This is a genomic window from Rothia sp. P4278 (assembly GCF_048512945.1).
In the GTDB taxonomy this organism is placed as follows: Bacteria; Actinomycetota; Actinomycetes; order Actinomycetales; family Micrococcaceae; genus Rothia.
Genome location: NZ_JBLXXU010000002.1, coordinates 1 through 16,979, shown reverse-complemented (window position 1 = coordinate 16,979; position 16,979 = coordinate 1). Strand labels below are relative to the sequence as shown.

General features: G+C 57.8%; 13 protein-coding genes. 8 read left to right on the top strand and 5 right to left on the bottom strand.

Annotated features, from left to right (window positions below):
- Window positions 1-26: 26 nt before the first annotated feature.
- Window positions 27-704, top strand: coding sequence for a pyroglutamyl-peptidase I (locus ACN085_RS04145; RefSeq protein WP_419110711.1), 678 nt, complete (start codon window positions 27-29; stop codon window positions 702-704).
- A gap of 19 nt (window positions 705-723) precedes the next feature.
- Here the strand turns inward: ACN085_RS04145 and ACN085_RS04140 are convergent, their stop codons facing one another.
- Window positions 724-1,188, bottom strand: a complete 465-nt coding sequence (locus ACN085_RS04140) for a DUF805 domain-containing protein (RefSeq protein WP_419110710.1) — start codon at window positions 1,186-1,188, stop codon at window positions 724-726.
- 244 nt (window positions 1,189-1,432) lie between these two features.
- Window positions 1,433-3,115, bottom strand: a complete 1,683-nt coding sequence (gene pgi / locus ACN085_RS04135) for a glucose-6-phosphate isomerase (protein WP_419110709.1) — start codon at window positions 3,113-3,115, stop codon at window positions 1,433-1,435.
- A 374-nt stretch (window positions 3,116-3,489) separates the two neighbouring features.
- Between pgi and ACN085_RS04130 the strand changes: the two genes are divergently transcribed.
- The 6 genes from ACN085_RS04130 to ACN085_RS04105 all read left to right on the top strand — a co-directional run bounded on the left by ACN085_RS04130 (window position 3,490) and on the right by ACN085_RS04105 (window position 12,562).
- A complete protein-coding gene (locus ACN085_RS04130; protein ID WP_419099408.1) occupies window positions 3,490-5,397 on the top strand; it encodes a BCCT family transporter in 1,908 nt (635 codons plus the stop codon).
- Between the two features lie 272 nt (window positions 5,398-5,669).
- Window positions 5,670-7,583, top strand: a complete 1,914-nt coding sequence (gene typA, locus ACN085_RS04125) for a translational GTPase TypA (protein WP_419099409.1) — start codon at window positions 5,670-5,672, stop codon at window positions 7,581-7,583.
- A gap of 223 nt (window positions 7,584-7,806) precedes the next feature.
- Window positions 7,807-9,105, top strand: coding sequence for a PIG-L family deacetylase (locus ACN085_RS04120; protein WP_419110708.1), 1,299 nt, complete (start codon window positions 7,807-7,809; stop codon window positions 9,103-9,105).
- 121 nt (window positions 9,106-9,226) lie between these two features.
- Window positions 9,227-9,550, top strand: a complete 324-nt coding sequence (gene fdxA, locus ACN085_RS04115) for a ferredoxin (RefSeq protein WP_419099411.1) — start codon at window positions 9,227-9,229, stop codon at window positions 9,548-9,550.
- A 367-nt stretch (window positions 9,551-9,917) separates the two neighbouring features.
- Complete coding sequence (dapC, locus tag ACN085_RS04110; RefSeq protein ID WP_419099412.1) at window positions 9,918-11,048, top strand: succinyldiaminopimelate transaminase; 1,131 nt, start codon at window positions 9,918-9,920, stop codon at window positions 11,046-11,048.
- Window positions 11,049-11,281: 233 nt separating this feature from the next.
- Complete coding sequence (locus ACN085_RS04105) at window positions 11,282-12,562, top strand: citrate synthase (protein ID WP_419105486.1); 1,281 nt, start codon at window positions 11,282-11,284, stop codon at window positions 12,560-12,562.
- An 82-nt stretch (window positions 12,563-12,644) separates the two neighbouring features.
- On the opposite strand, the gene ACN085_RS04100 is transcribed toward ACN085_RS04105, so the two are convergent.
- The 3 genes from ACN085_RS04100 to dapD all read right to left on the bottom strand — a co-directional run bounded on the left by ACN085_RS04100 (window position 12,645) and on the right by dapD (window position 15,656).
- The gene (locus ACN085_RS04100) at window positions 12,645-13,193 is read right to left on the bottom strand and encodes an NUDIX hydrolase (protein WP_419110707.1); all 549 of its coding nucleotides are present in this window, start codon (window positions 13,191-13,193) and stop codon (window positions 12,645-12,647) included.
- A gap of 342 nt (window positions 13,194-13,535) precedes the next feature.
- Window positions 13,536-14,549, bottom strand: a complete 1,014-nt coding sequence (gene galE, locus ACN085_RS04095) for a UDP-glucose 4-epimerase GalE (protein ID WP_419099415.1) — start codon at window positions 14,547-14,549, stop codon at window positions 13,536-13,538.
- A gap of 150 nt (window positions 14,550-14,699) precedes the next feature.
- The gene (gene dapD, locus ACN085_RS04090; RefSeq protein ID WP_419099416.1) at window positions 14,700-15,656 is read right to left on the bottom strand and encodes a 2,3,4,5-tetrahydropyridine-2,6-dicarboxylate N-succinyltransferase; all 957 of its coding nucleotides are present in this window, start codon (window positions 15,654-15,656) and stop codon (window positions 14,700-14,702) included.
- 77 nt (window positions 15,657-15,733) lie between these two features.
- On the opposite strand from dapD, the gene dapE reads away from it, so the two are divergent.
- Entirely contained in the window at window positions 15,734-16,873 is a 1,140-nt protein-coding gene (dapE, locus tag ACN085_RS04085) for a succinyl-diaminopimelate desuccinylase (protein WP_419110706.1), read from the top strand.
- Window positions 16,874-16,979: the final 106 nt, after the last annotated feature.

Below are 16,979 nucleotides of genomic sequence, written 5' to 3'. Positions count from 1 at the left end.
ATACCTAAGGAAAGTGGAAAGCACCCATGCCCACACTTCTGCTCACCTACTTTGGCCCCTTTAGCGGTACCCCTTCGAACCCCACCGGGCAGGTTGCCCAGCGTGTAGCCCAACTCCTGGCAGGCAGTGCGCCGGGGCTGAGTGTCCAGGTGCGAGAGCTACCCGTTGAGTTTGCGGCCTCCTCGCGGGCGCTGGCTGAAATTCTCGATGAGGTCCAACCCCAGATAGCTATTGCCCTGGGGGTTGCCGTGGGGCGGGATAAGGTCAGCCTAGAGAGGGTAGCTATTAACATGGACTCTGCCCGGATACCCGATAACGCTGGGGACCAGCGCACCGACACGCCAATTCAGCTTGATGGCCCCACCGCCTATTTTTCTACCCTGCCCACACGGGCTATTTTCGAGCGGCTGACTGCCGATGGCCTGCCCCTTGAGCTGTCCTATTCCGCTGGAACCTTTGTTTGCAACCATGTCTTCTACGAGTTAATGCACAAAACCGGCGGGTTCATACCCGCCGGTTTTATCCACATCCCGCTGAGCGATTCAGACCTGCTCAAGGCCAAGGGCCAATTAAGCTCCCCCTGCGCCGAAGCCGGAGGGCTAGAGGGCAAGACTGCCCCGACCCTGGCCCTGGACCTGATGGCACAGATCCTGGAAGGGTGCATTGCGCTCACCCTAGAGACGCTTACTCAGCCTGGGGCCTAAAGAGTGGGGACTGTCTGCCTCATGCCGGAGGAGAAGAGCTAGCCGAAGATTGATGGGGAGGTAGGGCACAGAAAATAAGGACGACAGCTAGCCCGGGAGGAATGAAACAAGCCCAGAAGAGCCAACCGGGCATACCTACATCACGCAGGCGGCGAGAGCCAAGCCCGGCGTTGAGCACCGTGAAAAGGATCCAGAAACTAGCAAAGATAGCCACCAGTCCAAGCCAAACACGAAATTCATGCACCTGCCAGATACTATCGGGGCGGTAGTTCGCTGGGTAGCTGGCCTGGGTGATGGTATAAACCCAGAAGATCAGGGTAGAAAAACTCACCAGGACCCAGGCAGGTAGCCACCAGAGGATAACCTTCCAGAACTCAGAGCGGCTGGCGCTTCCCCTAAAGACGAAGAGGTGTTTTTTCCAGCGGCTGATGGCATCGGACATGCCGGTGCCAGGCTGGGCCACCGGGGCAGGCTGTGTATTCATTGATACTCCCGTGAAATCGCTGAGAACATTTTTAGCTCTGGTCTTCTCCTACCGGAAAACCGGTCTTAACCTAAGCGCTTGGGTAGTAGAGGAAACTACCGGCACCAGTGCAGAATGCCGGGCTGTCACCGGTAGTTTTTCTGATCGTCGAGAAGCCAGCCGGTAAGGGGCACTTCCTTCTTCAGCTAAGAAGAGGAATGTGTGCCCCTTACCGCCTGCTTTGCTTCCTTGCCTCCCCCTTAGCTTAGGCCTGAGCTCGCTTGTTCAGGTAGAAGTCAATGAGCGAGCGGGTTGAGGAGTCCTGCTGGGCCAGAACCGCGCGGTCACCTCCTACCGCCGGAGCTAGTTCAAGGGCAAGTTGCTTGCCCAGCTCCACACCCCACTGGTCGAAGGAGTCGATGCCCCAGACAATACCCTGAACAAAGGTGATGTGTTCATAGAGTGCAATCAGCTGGCCCAAGATGGAGGGGGTCAGCTGTGAGGCCATAATGGAGGTGGTGGGGCGGTTCCCCGAGAACACACGTGCCGAGACAATTTCTTCTGCGGTGCCCTCAGCCCGGACCTCATCGGCGGTCTTGCCAAAAGCCAGAGCCTTGGTCTGAGCAAAGAAGTTTGCCAGGAAGAGCTCATGGACATCCTGCTCACCGTCGCGGGTGGGGTGAACCGGGTTAGCAAAAGCGATGAAGTCAGCCGGGATCAGGCGGGTTCCCTGATGAATCAGCTGGTAGAAGGCGTGCTGGCCGTTGGTGCCAGGCTCGCCCCAGAAAACCTCACCGGTAGCGGTGGTAACGGGGGACCCATCAGCACGCACAGACTTGCCGTTGGATTCCATGGTGAGCTGCTGCAGATAGGCCGGGAAACGGTGCAAGTACTGGTCGTAGGGCAGAACCGCGTGGGTCTCAGCACCCAAGAAGTTAACGTTCCAGATGTTTAGTAGACCCATGAGGGCAGGAACGTTCTTGGCTAGGGGAGCGGTACGGAAGTGCTCGTCCATAGCGTGGAAGCCTGCCAGGAACTGCTCGAAAGTATCCGGACCCAGAACAATAGCAAGGGCCGTACCGATAGCTGAGTCCACGGAGTAGCGGCCACCGACCCAGTTCCAGAAACCGAAAGCATTTTCGGGGTCAATGCCGAAGGCTGCGACCTTATCCAGGGCGGTTGAAACAGCGACGAAGTGAGCGGCAACAGCCTCCTTCTCTTCCTTACCTTCTAAAGCACCTGCTTGGCGCAGCGAGTTCAACAACCATTGGCGGCAGACACGTGCGTTGGTGAGAGTCTCAAGGGTGCCAAAAGTCTTAGAGGCAACGATGAAGAGGGTGGTCTCCGGGTCGAGGTCTTTAACAGTCTCCGCGGCATCGGTGGGGTCGATATTGGAGATAAAGCGGGCTTCAAGACCGGGCTGAGCGTAGGGCTTCAGCGCCTCGTAGACCATGACGGGGCCTAGGTCTGAGCCGCCGATACCGATGTTAACAACGGTCTCAATAGCCTTACCGGTAATACCTACCCATTCGCCGGAGCGCACGCGGTCAGCAAAGTCGTAGACCTTGGCGAGAACCTCGTGGACATCGGTGTCAATGTCCTGCCCGTCAACAACTAGTGAGGGGTTAGCGCCCCTGGGGCGGCGCAGGGCGGTGTGAAGAACTGCGCGGTCTTCGGTGACGTTGATATGCTCACCTGCGAACATGGCATCGCGGCGTTCTTCAAGACCAACCTGCTGAGCAAGCTCGGTGAGGAGGGTCAGGGTTTCCTCGGTTATCAGGTTCTTCGAAAGATCAACATAAAGATCGCCCGCGGTGTAACTGAGCTTCTCTGCACGGGCGGGGTCTACCTGGAACCAGGTTCGCAAATCAGCCTGGGTTGAGTCCTTGTGAGCAGCGAGTTTACTCCAGGCGGAGGTGGACGTGGGATCAATGATGGGGCGAGACATAAAAGTTTTGCCTTCCTGTTGGGAATGATACCTTGTCTTCATTTTATGTGGGATTTGTAGTTTTTGGGTGGCCCTGTGGTGTGGCTTTTTATGGTATTTTTTCGATTTTTTCTGGCAGGTGTTTCCCTCAGAAGCTGCGCTGTTGCCCCTTGAAGGGCGGAAAATAGGGGGCCTTAGCCTTCTGGCTAGGCGGTGTATTAGTACAGGAGGAAAGCTAGCCTGCTGATAATAAGTGATGTTACTATTGGTCAGGTTCCTGCCTCCGGCGCGCTCTAAAAATATGACTTGTGACAGGCCTAATAAGGTGCGCCGCGGGATGAAGGAACTCGATGCATTACTCAAGAGGTCGAAACGAGATACAGAAAGAAATTACTATGTCAGTTACCGAAAGTACGGCGCCACCGGGGTCAGGCCCCGACCTGCGCAAGGGCGATATCGACAAAGCAACCCGGGCTAATATGCGTGAAGGATCCCTAGCCCCCAAGGTTTTTATTCCAGCAGCCCTTATTATGGTGCTCTTTATTGGAGCAACCCTTCTCTTTCCCAGCAAAGCTAAGGGAATTTTCGATGCGCTACAGGCAGACGTTATTAACTACTTTGGTTGGTACTATGTAGCGATTGTTGCTTTCTTCGTTATTTTCGCCCTCTATCTGGGATTTTCCCGCATGGGCGACGTTAAGCTAGGCGATGACGACGACGAGCCCACCTACTCGTTCATGACCTGGTTTGCCTTCCTCTTCGCCGCCGGTATGGGCATCGGCCTGGTCTTCTACGGGGCAACTGAGCCCCTCATGCACTTTGTGGATCCTCGCCCCGGCGTTGGCGGGGGCACCCAGGAGCGGGTAGCCCAAGCGGCTATGAGCCAGTCCTTCCTGCACTGGGGCCTTCACCCCTGGGCCATCTACGTCATTGTCGGCCTAGCCATCGCCTACGCAACCCACCGTCTCAAGTTGCCGCTTTCAATCCGCTATTCCCTCAAACCGCTTCTGGGCGATAGGGTCAAAGGCCTAACCGGCGATGTCATCGATGTTATCGCCCTGGTAGGCACCCTCTTTGGTGTTGCAACCTCCCTAGGCCTGGGTGTTATGCAGATCGCCGCAGGCCTGGGATACATGGATATCCCTGCCGAGGGTAACGGCTGGCTCATTGGCATCATTGTAGCCCTCATGGCTATCACCCTCTTCTCCGTGGTCACAGGCCTTGAAAAGGGCATGAAGTGGCTCTCCAACGGCAACCTCATTCTGGCTGCTATCGTCTGTCTCTTTGTTCTGGTGGTTGGTCCCAGCCTCTTCCTCTTTAGGAACTTCGTAGGCTCCATCGGTGACTACCTGCAAAACATTGTGGCAATGACCTTTGAGACTCTAGCTCTCTACGGTGTTGATGGCGAACAGTTCCAGGCAGCCTGGACTACCTTCTACTGGGGTTGGTGGATCTCCTGGTCGCCCTTCGTTGGCATGTTCATTGCCCGCGTATCCAAGGGACGTTCGGTTCGTGAATTTGTGGTCGGTGTTCTGCTGGTACCTGCCCTGACCTCCTTCTTCTGGTTCTCAGTTCTGGGTGGTACCGCACTTCATCAGCAGCTCTTTGGGGCTGGCAACCTGGTTGGGGAGGACGGCAGCGTCTCGGCGCAAAACGCCCTCTTCCAGATGTTCCACAACCTACCCGGGGGAGCAGTGCTCACCGCTGGGGCGGTACTCCTCATCACCGTATTCTTCGTTACCTCAGCTGACTCCGGTGCGCTGGTTCTGGGCATGCTCTCAACCAACGGTTCACCGGAACCCAAGACCTGGATTAGGGTCTTCTGGGTGCTGGTTGCGGCTGTCACCGCAATTTCCCTGGTAATTATTGGTGGAACCGATTCGCTCTCGGCCATTCAGACCGTTGCAATTCTGACCGCCCTTCCCTTCTCCCTGGTCATCCTTATGATGTGCCTTTCGCTCTACAAGGCTTTGAGCGTTGAGCACCGCCTCTTTGTCCGTGCTCAGAGGCGCAACGCTCGTGAGGAGATTGAAGACTCAATCCACGAAAGCATCGGCGATCGTGTCAATGAGCTTGTAGCTGAAGGTGTAGAGGACAAACTCTCAGCCGCTGTAGATCAGCACCTGGATGATGTTCTCGATAAGGCCGTGGAGGCTAGGGTAGAAGAAGCAGTCGAAAAGGCAGTTGACGAGGTCTCCCTTCAGATTGAAGCTAATACAGCTGCAATCGAGCAGATTCAAACGATTACCGGTTCCATGCCTGCTGTAGGCAAGAACACCAAGACACCCTGGAAACAGGATTAGTCAGGTCAAATATCTAGCCGCTTGAGGCTAGTATAAAACCCCACCACTGTTCAGCAGTGGTGGGGTTTCTCATTTAAAATTGCGGTTGCCCCATCTGCTCTAGCTCTCCAGCGCCGGGGCGCGCTGAACCGGTGTGTCCCAGAAGATAGCCGGACCCTGGCAAGGGGTCGCTATACTAAAAGGTAAAGCCCTGTGCCCCTAGTCCCTGTTTGGGGTCCGGGGCGCTTCCGGCGTTTTATGTAATCCCAACCATTAAGCGAGATACTTACCGCATGTCTGAAACTCAGAAGACCGCATCACGGAGCGACCTTCGCAACGTGGCAATCGTGGCCCACGTTGACCACGGCAAGACCACCATCGTTGACGCGATGCTCAAACAGACCAACGCCTTTAGCGCCCACACCGATGTCGAAGACCGAGTCATGGACTCCGGTGACCTCGAAAAGGAAAAGGGCATTACCATCCTGGCCAAGAACACCACCGTCTTCTATGCCGGCCCCTCCGCAAACGGTGAAGAAGTCACCATCAACGTCATCGACACCCCCGGCCACGCCGACTTCGGTGGTGAGGTTGAGCGCGGTCTGTCCATGGTGGACGGCGTTGTCCTGCTGGTTGACGCTTCTGAAGGGCCCCTGCCCCAGACCCGCTTCGTTCTGCGCAAGGCACTTGCTGCTAAGCTGCCGGTAATCCTCGTAGTTAACAAGGTTGACCGCCCCGACGCCCGCATTGACGAAGTGGTTAGCGAATCTATGGACCTGCTCCTGGGTCTGGCAGGCGACCTTGCCGACGAGGTCCCCGACCTTGACATCGACGCCCTGCTGACTGTTCCCATCGTTTACGCCTCCGGTAAGGCCGGTGCAGCATCACTCAACCAGCCCGCAGATGGCGCTCTGCCCGATAACGACGACCTTGAGCCGCTGTTCGCAACCATCCTTGAGCACGTCCCCGCCCCCACCTACAACCCCGATGAGGTTCTGCAGGCGCACGTCACTAACCTGGACTCATCGCCCTTCCTGGGTCGCCTTGCTCTGCTCCGTATCTTCAACGGCACTCTCAAGAAAGGCCAGACCGTAGCCTGGGTCCGCCAGGACGGCCAGACCAAGAACGTCCGTATCTCCGAACTCCTTGCAACCAAGGCACTCGACCGCGTACCCACCGACCAGGCTGGCCCCGGTGAAATCGTGGCTGTTGCGGGTATTGAGGACATCACCATCGGTGAAACCCTCACCGACCCCGAGAACCCCAAGCCCCTGCCCCTGATTAAGGTCGATGACCCCGCGATCTCGGTAACCATCGGTATCAACACCTCACCCCTGGCTGGTAAGGTCAAGGGTGCTAAGGTCACCGCCCGCCAGGTCAAGGACCGCCTTGATAAGGAACTGATCGGCAACGTTTCCCTCAAGGTTCTGCCCACCGAGCGCCCCGACGCCTGGGAAGTACAGGGGCGTGGCGAACTGGCACTGGCTATCCTGGTTGAGCAGATGCGCCGCGAAGGCTTCGAACTGACCGTGGGTAAGCCCCAGGTCGTTACCAAGACCATCGACGGCAAGATCCACGAGCCTATGGAACACATGATCATTGACGTTCCCGAAGAGTACCTGGGCGCTATCACTCAGCTTATGGCTGGGCGTAAAGGTCGCATGGAACAGATGGCTAACAACGGCACCGGCTGGGTTCGCATGGAATTCTCCGTGCCTGCCCGCGGCCTCATTGGATTCCGCACCAAGTTCCTGACCGAAACCCGCGGTGCAGGTATCTCCAGCTCCTACTCCACCGGCTACGAGCCCTGGACCGGGGACATCGACTACCGCTCCAACGGTTCCATGATTTCCGACCGTGCCGGTGTCGTTACCCCCTACGCCATCATTGCCCTCCAGGAACGCGGCACCATCTTCGTTGAACCCACCTCTGAGGTCTACGAGGGCATGATCATTGGCGAGAACTCACGCGCCGACGATATGGAAGTCAACATCACCCGCGAAAAGAAACTGACCAACATGCGCTCAGCATCGGCAGATAACTTTGAAAACATGACTCCCCCCAAGAAGCTGACCCTCGAAGAGTCACTTGAATGGGCCCGCGAGGACGAATGCGTTGAGGTTACCCCCGAAGCCATCCGCATCCGCAAGGTTATTCTTGATGCCAACGAGCGCGTGCGCGAAGCACGCCGCCGTAACCGCGCCTAAACCTTAGTAGCCGGTATTGACCGTGGGCCGTACTCCTTGCGAGTACGGCCCACGGCTCGTAGCGGGCCAAACAAGCCCCTATTGCTCTGAGCAGGCAAACCCTAGCAGCAGCACCGCAACCCCGCACTGCTGCCCGGCAGGTAAACCCCAGCTACACCCCAGTGAAGCCAGATAGAATAAGGGGGTACATCATCAATGGCACCCCCACGAGAAAAATCGCACCATGAACAATGACGCTCAGCCCTATTACCCCGTAGCCGGTGAACTCATCACAGAAAACGCCGTCTTCACGCTCATTCCCGACGGGCGCGCCCCCCAAAACACCACCCTGCTCTTCGTACACGCCCACCCCGACGATGAATCCTCAGCAACAGGAGCCACCATCGCCGCGCTCACCGCAGCAGGAGCCACCGTAGACCTGCTCACCATGACCCGGGGCGAAATGGGCGAAGTCATTGATCCCGCACTCAAACACCTCGAAGCAGAACACCCCGCAAATACCGACCGTGGGCGCCAACTAGGCCAGCTCCGCACAAGAGAACTCAAAGCCGCCCTCACCGAACTCGGCGTTCGTGACCACCTCTTCCTGGGGCAAGGCCCCAGCGCACTACCGGGGGAGAGAACTCACTACCGTGACTCCGGCATGGCATGGGGTAGCGACGGCCGCGCCGCAGCCAACCCACTCGCTGCAGACGACTGCCTCACCCACCTACCCCTCAAACCGCAGGCCGAAGCTGTCGCCGCAACCATACGCGCAATACGCCCCGACGTCATCGTCACCTACGACGCAGATGGCGGCTACGGACACCCCGACCACAAGCGCACCCACGAAGTTGTTATGGCGGCCCTCGATCTGATCGCAGGCACCACCGCCGAACCCATTGCCGTCTGGGGTATCGAAGGCCAACCACAAGAAACCGACACCCGCCAACAAGTCGTCATCCGTGGCAAAATTGAAGGCAAACGCGAAGCCATGCGCGCCCACGCCACTCAAATCACCATCACCGGCCCGACCACCTTCGAATACTCCAACAAAGTGCCCCAACCTATCACCGCAGTAGAAACCTACCGCAAACTACAAGGCCAAAACATCACCCCACCCCCCACAGCCAGCGCCACCGACGAAATCACAGAAGCCCCCGGCCCCATCAACTCAATTATCACCGCAAGCGCACTCGGCCTTATCTCAGGCTTTGCCGGAACCATGTACCACACCCAGATCTGGTACATCTCCAAAGGTCTCTGGCTCCCCTGGGGCCTAGCCCTGGCACTGCTCACCGTCTACTTCGCCGCCACCTGGGCCGCAATCCACACCGAAAAAAACTGGGCCGCCACACTCGTAGGGGCAGTAGCCTTCCTCCTCACCGGCACCTTCGCCTTCGCCAAAGGCAACTCTCTGTTGGTCTACATTAACCCCATCAACCCACCAGGAATCGTTGGTACCCTCTGGGCCTTCGGGATTCTAGCGGTCACAGCTCTTAGCATCATCAGCGCAAGCCGCTACCGCCGGAAGAATAAATAAACAAACCCTAAGCTATATCATCGGTCACAAAAATCTGCCCCCACTCAGTGAAACCGATACACTAGAGCACAGCTAAAAACACCCAACCGCGCAACGGAACGCCCCCACCTGAAAGGTAACAATGACCTACATTATTGCCCAGCCCTGCGTCGACGTAAAAGACCGCGCCTGCGTCGAAGAATGCCCCGTTGACTGCATCTACGAAGGCGAACGCTCCCTCTACATCCACCCCGACGAATGCGTAGACTGCGGCGCCTGCGAACCCGTCTGCCCCGTAGAAGCCATCTACTATGAAGACGACGTTCCCGAAGAATGGGAAGACTACACCGCTGCCAATGCCGACTTCTTCGACGATCTCGGCTCACCCGGTGGAGCTGCCCGCCTGGGCAAAATCGACAAGGATGTACCCTTCATCGCGGCGCTGCCGCCTCAGAACCAGGGCTAAGGCTTCGCGCTCGATTCGTGCACTTCTGCGCTAAGCTAAGGCTTTCAGCACCGCAGGCTCTCAGCACCGCAAGCTAACGCCTGCTCGGCTGACCCTCTTGCCCGGTGCGCTCCGCTCACAAGGGCAATTCACGCCAGCCCCGCACCATCGGGTAAGCCATGACCCTGCCGTGTAAGCCATAAACCCTGGAAAACACATACCTCAAGCTGATAAAGCTCCGCAGACCGGCCCACCCGCCAGGGTCTGCGGAGCTTTGTCACACCTGCCCCAACCCAAGGACGAAGCCACCCGAGCCCTGGGCCCCGCCCACAAGCCCCTAGAATAGGGTGAAGAGACCAGAACCAACCGCAACGCAAGAAAGAAGACCATGCGCACCTTCGGACTAGACCTACCCGACTACCCCTGGGACACCATGGCACCCTACCGTGCCACCGCGGAGCAGCACCCCGACGGGCTTATCAACCTCTCCATCGGAACCCCTGTCGATCCCACCCCGGATGTCATCCGTCTAGCCCTTGCTCAGGCCACTGATGCCCACGGTTACCCCACAACCCACGGAACCCTCAGCCTGCGCCAGGCAATCGTTGACTGGTTCGACCGCCGCCGGGGCGTCCCCGGCCTCACCACCGACCAGGTCATGCCCACCATCGGCTCCAAAGAGCTCGTGGCCTGGCTACCCTTTTTGCTGGGGCTGGGGGAGGGTGACATCGTTGTGCGCCCTACCGTCGCCTACCCCACCTACGACATCGGAGCCCAACTGGCAGGAGCCACCCCCGTAGCGGCAGATTCACTTGACGAGCTGGACGAGGCCACCCGCGCCAAGGTTCGCCTGATTTGGGTCAACTCACCGGCTAACCCCACAGGAATCGTCCGCGATACCGCCCAACTGAAAAAAATCGTGGACGACGCCCGTGCCCTGGGCGCCCTTGTAGCCTCTGACGAGTGTTACGCCGAGCTAGGCTGGGGCCACTGGGATACCGCCCAGGGTGGTGAGCCCGTACCCTCAATCCTGGACCCGCGCGTCTGCGGCCAAAGCCAGGAACTGGTGCTGGCCGCTTACTCCCTGTCTAAACAGTCCAACTTTGCCGGCTACCGGGGGGCCTTCATCGCCGGTGACCCCGACATTATGGCTAACCTGGTCAACTCCCGCAAGCACGCCGGCATGATTGTGCCCGCCCCCGTCCAAGTCGCCATGACCGCCGCCCTAGCCGATGACTCCCATGTTGAGGCTCAGAAGAACCGCTACCGCGCCCGCCGCGAAATTCTACTTCCCGCCCTCGAAAAGTTCGGCCTGCGTGTTGAAAACTCCCAGGCAGGGCTCTACCTGTGGGCTACTGCCGGTCAAGATACCTGGGCCACGGTCCAGCGCTTTGCTGAACGCGGCATCTTGGTTGGTCCTGGGATTTTCTATGGAGAGGCAGGTCAAGGCTATGTTCGTGTGGCACTGACCGGCTCAGACGATGACATTACTCGTGCCGCAGGCCGTCTGGCTGAATAGCTCTAGCCAGTTCCCCATGAGTAGTCAGCGCCAGTAGTGTAATCTATCTCACCTAGCAGGGGCCAATGTGACCCGCCCATCATTCTGATGTAATGTAGACCATAACACTAGGTGCTGATGCTCAGGGCGCGGTCTCGGATTACTGGGGCCGCGCTCCGAGCTGGCAGGCACAGATTTGAGGTAATGGCTGTCCCACCACGGTCCAGGGCCTCGGATAATCAGGAGGAAAACTAATGACTGAGAACAAAGCACTGCTGAGCTATGAGGGCAAAGACCTGCCCCTGCCCGCAGTAGAAGCAACCGAAGGCAATGGTGCCTTTGAAGTTGCAGGCTTGCTCAAAGAGACAGGCCAGGTAGCCTACGATCCCGGCTTCATGAACACCGCCAGCGCCAAGTCAGCTATCACCTACATCGATGGTGATGCCGGCATTTTGCGCTACCGCGGTTACCCCATAGAAGAACTGGCAGAAAATTCCAGCTTCCTTGAGGTGGCCTACCTCCTGATTTTTGGTGAGCTACCCACCCCTGAGAGGCTCGAAGAATTTGACCTGATGGTACGCCGTCACACCATGGTGCATGAGGATTTTAAGTTCTTCTTCAATGGCTTCCCCCGCGACGCTCACCCCATGGCTGTGCTGGCTTCTAGCGTCTCGGCTATGTCCACTTTCTACGGGGACTCACTGGATCCCTTCGACCCCCGCCAGGTAGAGATTTCAACCTTCCGTCTGCTCTCCAAGGTACCGACTCTGGCAGCCTACGCTTACAAGAAGTCCAAGGGCGAGCCTCTGATCTACCCCAAGAACGACCTCAACTACACCGAGAACTTCTTGCGTATGTGTTTCGGCTTCCCCACCGAGGACTACGAGATTAACCCCCTGCATGCCAAGGCACTTGACCTGCTGCTGCTCTTGCACGCTGACCACGAGCAGAACTGCTCTACCTCTACCGTACGCCTGGTCGGCTCAGCCAACGCAAACATGTTCGCCTCCGTCTCTGCCGGTATCAACGCCCTCTACGGACCGCTTCATGGCGGTGCTAACGAGGCTGTGCTCAAGATGCTGACCCAGATCCAGAAGGAGGGCATCAGCCCCGAAGACTTCATGGAGAAAGTCAAGAACAAGGAAGACGGCGTCCGCCTGATGGGCTTTGGCCACCGCGTCTACAAGAACTACGACCCGCGTGCCCGAATCGTTAAGAAGACCGCAGACGAGATCCTTGAAAGCATCGGCGGTAACTCTGAGCTCTTTGAAATCGCTATGCGACTGGAAGAGAAGGCTCTGAACGATGACTACTTCATCGAGCGTAAGCTCTACCCCAACGTAGACTTCTACACCGGCCTGATTTACAAGGCTATGGGCTTCCCCGAGCACATGTTCACCGTCCTCTTTGCCCTGGGCCGCCTACCTGGCTGGATTGCCCAGTGGACCGAAGGTGTGCAGGACCCCGACCGTAAGATCGGTCGCCCCCGCCAGGTCTACACCGGTGAAAACGAGCGCCATTACCCGCAACGTTAAGCTACCGGTGTGTAGCTGGTAGCAAGCCGCCCCGCGCCCCTAAGCTAGGGGAGCGGGGCGGCCTTCTTTATGCCAGTTACCGTTATTGCTCCAGGGCGGTTAGGGGGCGCTGGCCCGCTACCAGGTGGATAACCTCTTGAGGCCAACCAGCAAGATGGCGGGGGAGATCCTGTGCCAGGATCTCGGGGAAGATTTTCTTGCCTTTGTACTTGCCTAAAGAGTCGAGGGGAACCCACTCAAGATATTCATGGTTACCCGAGAGGGTTTTCTCTCCCACGTCGATAGGCTGAGTAATATCGAGGTTCTCCGCCACATCGACCCGGTAGTAGAGGGCCAGCTCATGTGAGCAGTAGCCCGGTCTCTTCTGATGGCCTGGTAGATCAAAATTTTCAAGCAGCGCGCAGAGCCTCACCTCCTGTGCCTGTAAGCCTGCCTCTTCGGCTACCTCACGCACTACCGCCTGGGCACTAGGCTCGCCCACACGAATACCGCCACCGAGCGTCCAGTAGTAACCCGCCCCGGGTGATGAAGTCATGAGCAACTTACCGTCACGGACCAGAAGGGCACCTACCCGATAGCGGAACTTAAGGCGCTGGGTATGGTCAATCAGTTCAAAGTCTTCGGCTGCCATCGTCTCTTTTTCTCTCAGGAACCTAAGGAAGAAGCCCCTCTCTGCACAGTAGAAAGGGGCCTTCTAAGATCTACGCACCACGAGCTAGGATCTCACCAGCTCACGGAATACTGGCTACGCTTCTGTCCCGCGCTGTGCGCGCTTTCTAAAATTGCCAAATCGTTGGCAATTTCTTCACGAAAGATACTCGCTAGGCTTCTGTCCCGCGCTGTGCTCGCTTCCTAAAATTGCCAAATCGTTGGCAATTTCTTCACGAAAGATACTCGCTAGGCTTCTGTCCCGCGCTGTGCGCGCTTCCTAAAATTGCCAAATCGTTGGCAATTTCTTCACGAAAGATACTCGCTACGCTTCGTATCCATTCGGGTTGTTCTTCTGCCAGTTCCAGTGATCGCGCACCATGGTCTCAATGTCGCGGGTAGCGCTCCAGCCCAGGTCAGCCAGGGCGGCGGACGGGTCAGCATAAGATACCGCGACATCACCTGGGCGACGGTCCACAATCTTGTAGGGCAGTTCCTTACCAGCGGCCTTCTCAAAAGCGTGCAGAACCTCAAGTACCGAGTAGCCGTTTCCAGTACCCAGGTTCCAGGTGTGCAGGCCTCCGTGACTTGTGATGTAGTCCAGCGCCTTCAGATGACCATCGGCCAGATCGACCACGTGAATGTAGTCGCGTACGCCAGTGCCATCGACGGTGGGGTAGTCATTACCAAAGACGTTCAGGTACTCGCGGCGACCCACAGCAACCTGAGCAATAAACGGTACAAGATTATTGGGAATACCAGCGGGGTCCTCACCGATACGGCCTGACTCATGGGCACCAACGGGGTTAAAGTAGCGGAGCAAGGCGATGTTCCATTTAGGGTCAGAAGCCGCCAGGTCAACCAGCATGTCCTCGATGTGCTCCTTGGTCCGGCCGTAGCAGGACTGGGCATCCATATTGATTTTCTCGGTCAGCGGCATGGACTCAGGCTCACCGTACACGGTGGCGGAGGAAGAGAAGACGATGGAGTGACACCCGGCCTCCTCCATAGCGTAGAGCAGGTTGAGGGTACCTGCAACGTTGGTCTGGTAGTACCAGAGGGGCTTCTCGGCGGATTCGCCAACAGCCTTGAGACCTGCAAAGTGGATGACAGCATCGGGCTTAACCAGGTTGAAAAGCTGCTTCATCTCGGGCAGGTCAAGCAGGTCAACCTTGCGGAACTCAACGGTTTTGCCGGCCAGCTCTTCAACGCGAGCCAGCGATTCCATGGACGAGTTGGAGAGGTTGTCCATGACGGTGACCTCGTGGCCGGCTTCCAGAAGCTCAAGGACGGTGTGCGAACCGATGTAGCCTGCACCGCCGGTAACTAGAATTTTCACATTTTCCCCTAAAAAGATGGATTGAGTTCAATTTCCAGCATACCTGCTATCCAGCTTCCAGCCCCCTATTTCTCCTGGTTAGACAGAAAACTGCCCTCCCCAGGGCAGCTAGCTCCAGGGAGGGCAACAGATCAGGTCACTTGCCTTTAATTAGTTGGCGTGCAGCTCAGAGTTCAGCTCAACGGTCTTGCCAGCGCGGGGCAGAACCTCAATAGCACCGGACACCGAGTTACGGCGGAAGAGCAGGCTATTGGCACCGGAGAGCTCCAAGGCCTTAACAACCCGTGGCTCATCACCGGGATTGAGTACGGTTACGCGGGAACCTGCAGTTATATACAGGCCAGCCTCAACCACACAGTCATCGCCCAGGGCGATACCGATACCGGCCTCAGCGCCGAGTAAGGAGCGCTCGCCGATAGCAACACGCTGGGTACCGCCACCGGACAGAGTGCCCATGGTTGACGCGCCACCACCGATGTCGGTGCCGTTGCCAATGACAACGCCCTGCGAGATGCGGCCTTCAACCATAGACTCACCCAGGGTACCGGCATTGAAGTTCACAAAGCCCTCGTGCATGACGGTGGTACCGGGAGCCAGGTGAGCGCCCAGACGGACTCGGTCAGCGTCACCAATGCGAACACCGGCAGGAACAACATAGTCAATCATGCGGGGGAACTTATCAAGGTGAGTAACAACCAGGGCGCCACGGCGGCGGAGCTTCAAAGAAGCCACAGTGAACTCGCTGGCCAGGACGGGACCAAAATTAGTCCAAGCAACGTTAGCGAGCTTGCCAAACAGCCCTTCAAGATTGATGGTGTTGGGCGCTACTAGAGTGTGCGAGAGCAAGTGCAGGCGTAGGTAGGCGTCGGCTGCGTTGGCAGGAGCCTCGTCCAGGTTGATTGTGACGTTGACCAGTTCACGGACGACGTTACGGTCCTCATCGGCCTCAACCAGGGCTTCTAGCTCAGCAGCAAAGCTCTGGTCAGGGGTTTCGGTCAAGCTGGGAGCGGGGTACCAGACATCGAGGACAGTGCCTTCATTTTCGCCGGAGGCTACAACTGTAGCCAGGCCCAGGCCTGATGCTACGCGGGTGTTATTTTCAGTCATACCTCTAGTGTACGAAAAGGGCAGGTGCCCCACGTAATTTGTGCTTAGATGCTGGGACTGCTTGTAATGTAGAGGGCATGAGCACCCACACTGACACCGCCGAATCTTTTGCCCACTTTGGCCCCGCAACCCTTGACCTCACCCAGCCAGTTGAAGATCTCACCGCCGACCTACTCAACATTTTCTCGGTATCGGGCAGCGAAACGCGACTGGCAGATACAGTCGAAGCCGCCCTGAACACCTGTGAGGGACTAGAAATCACCCGCGATGGTGATGCCATCATAGCCCGCACCAACCTGGGGCGGGCCGAACGAATCGTCCTAGCCGGGCACCTGGACACCGTGCCCCTGCCAGCCACCGAGGGTTCAGCCGGTACCGTCCCCGCCACCTGGGTCAAGGAAGACGGCGAGCGCCTGCTCTACGGTCGCGGGGCGGTGGATATGAAAGGCGGGGTAGCTGTCCAGCTAGCGCTAGCCGCCAGCCTAGAGAACCCCCGCTACGACATCACCTATGTCTTCTACGACCACGAAGAAGTCGCCTCTGAACTATCTGGCCTGGCCCGGCTCATGCGCAACCACCGTCAACTGCTCACCGATGCCGCTTTTGCGGTGCTGCTGGAACCCACCGACGGAACCATCGAAGGCGGCTGTAACGGCACCATTCGCTTCTGGATCCGCACCGCAGGGTTAGCCGCCCACTCAGGCCGCTCCTGGAAGGGCGTGAACGCTATCCATAAGATGGCTGATGTGCTGGGCCGTCTTGCCGCCTACCAACCTGCCACCTACGAAGTTGAAGGCCTAGCCTACCGAGAGGGCCTGAATGCCGTTCAGATCTCAGGTGGCGTGGCAGGCAACGTTATCCCAGACCAAGCAGGTGTCCATATCAACTACCGCTTTGCCCCCAACAAAACCCTAGAGGAAGCTGTTGCCCACCTGCACCAGGTCTTTGAGGGCTACCAACTAGACTTTGTTGATCTGTCATCGGCGGCCCGCCCGGGCTTGGACGCCCCCATGTCACGCTCACTGATTGAGTCCGTTGGGCAGGAGCCCAAGCCCAAGTATGGCTGGACCGATGTAGCCCGCTTTAGCGACATCGGAATCCCAGCAGTCAACTTCGGCCCCGGTGACGCCCTACTGGCCCACACCGATAACGAGCACGTCAAAGCATCGGAGGTAAGAGCCTGCTACCTGGCCTTGCAGAAGTGGCTGAGCGCCTAGCCCGCACCTCATGGGTGGGCAGATACCCTACTAAGCACCCGACAGTGTGATACCTGCACCAGAGCAGATCTCACAGAAAGAGGCGGGGGCGGCCCGCGGGGGAAAC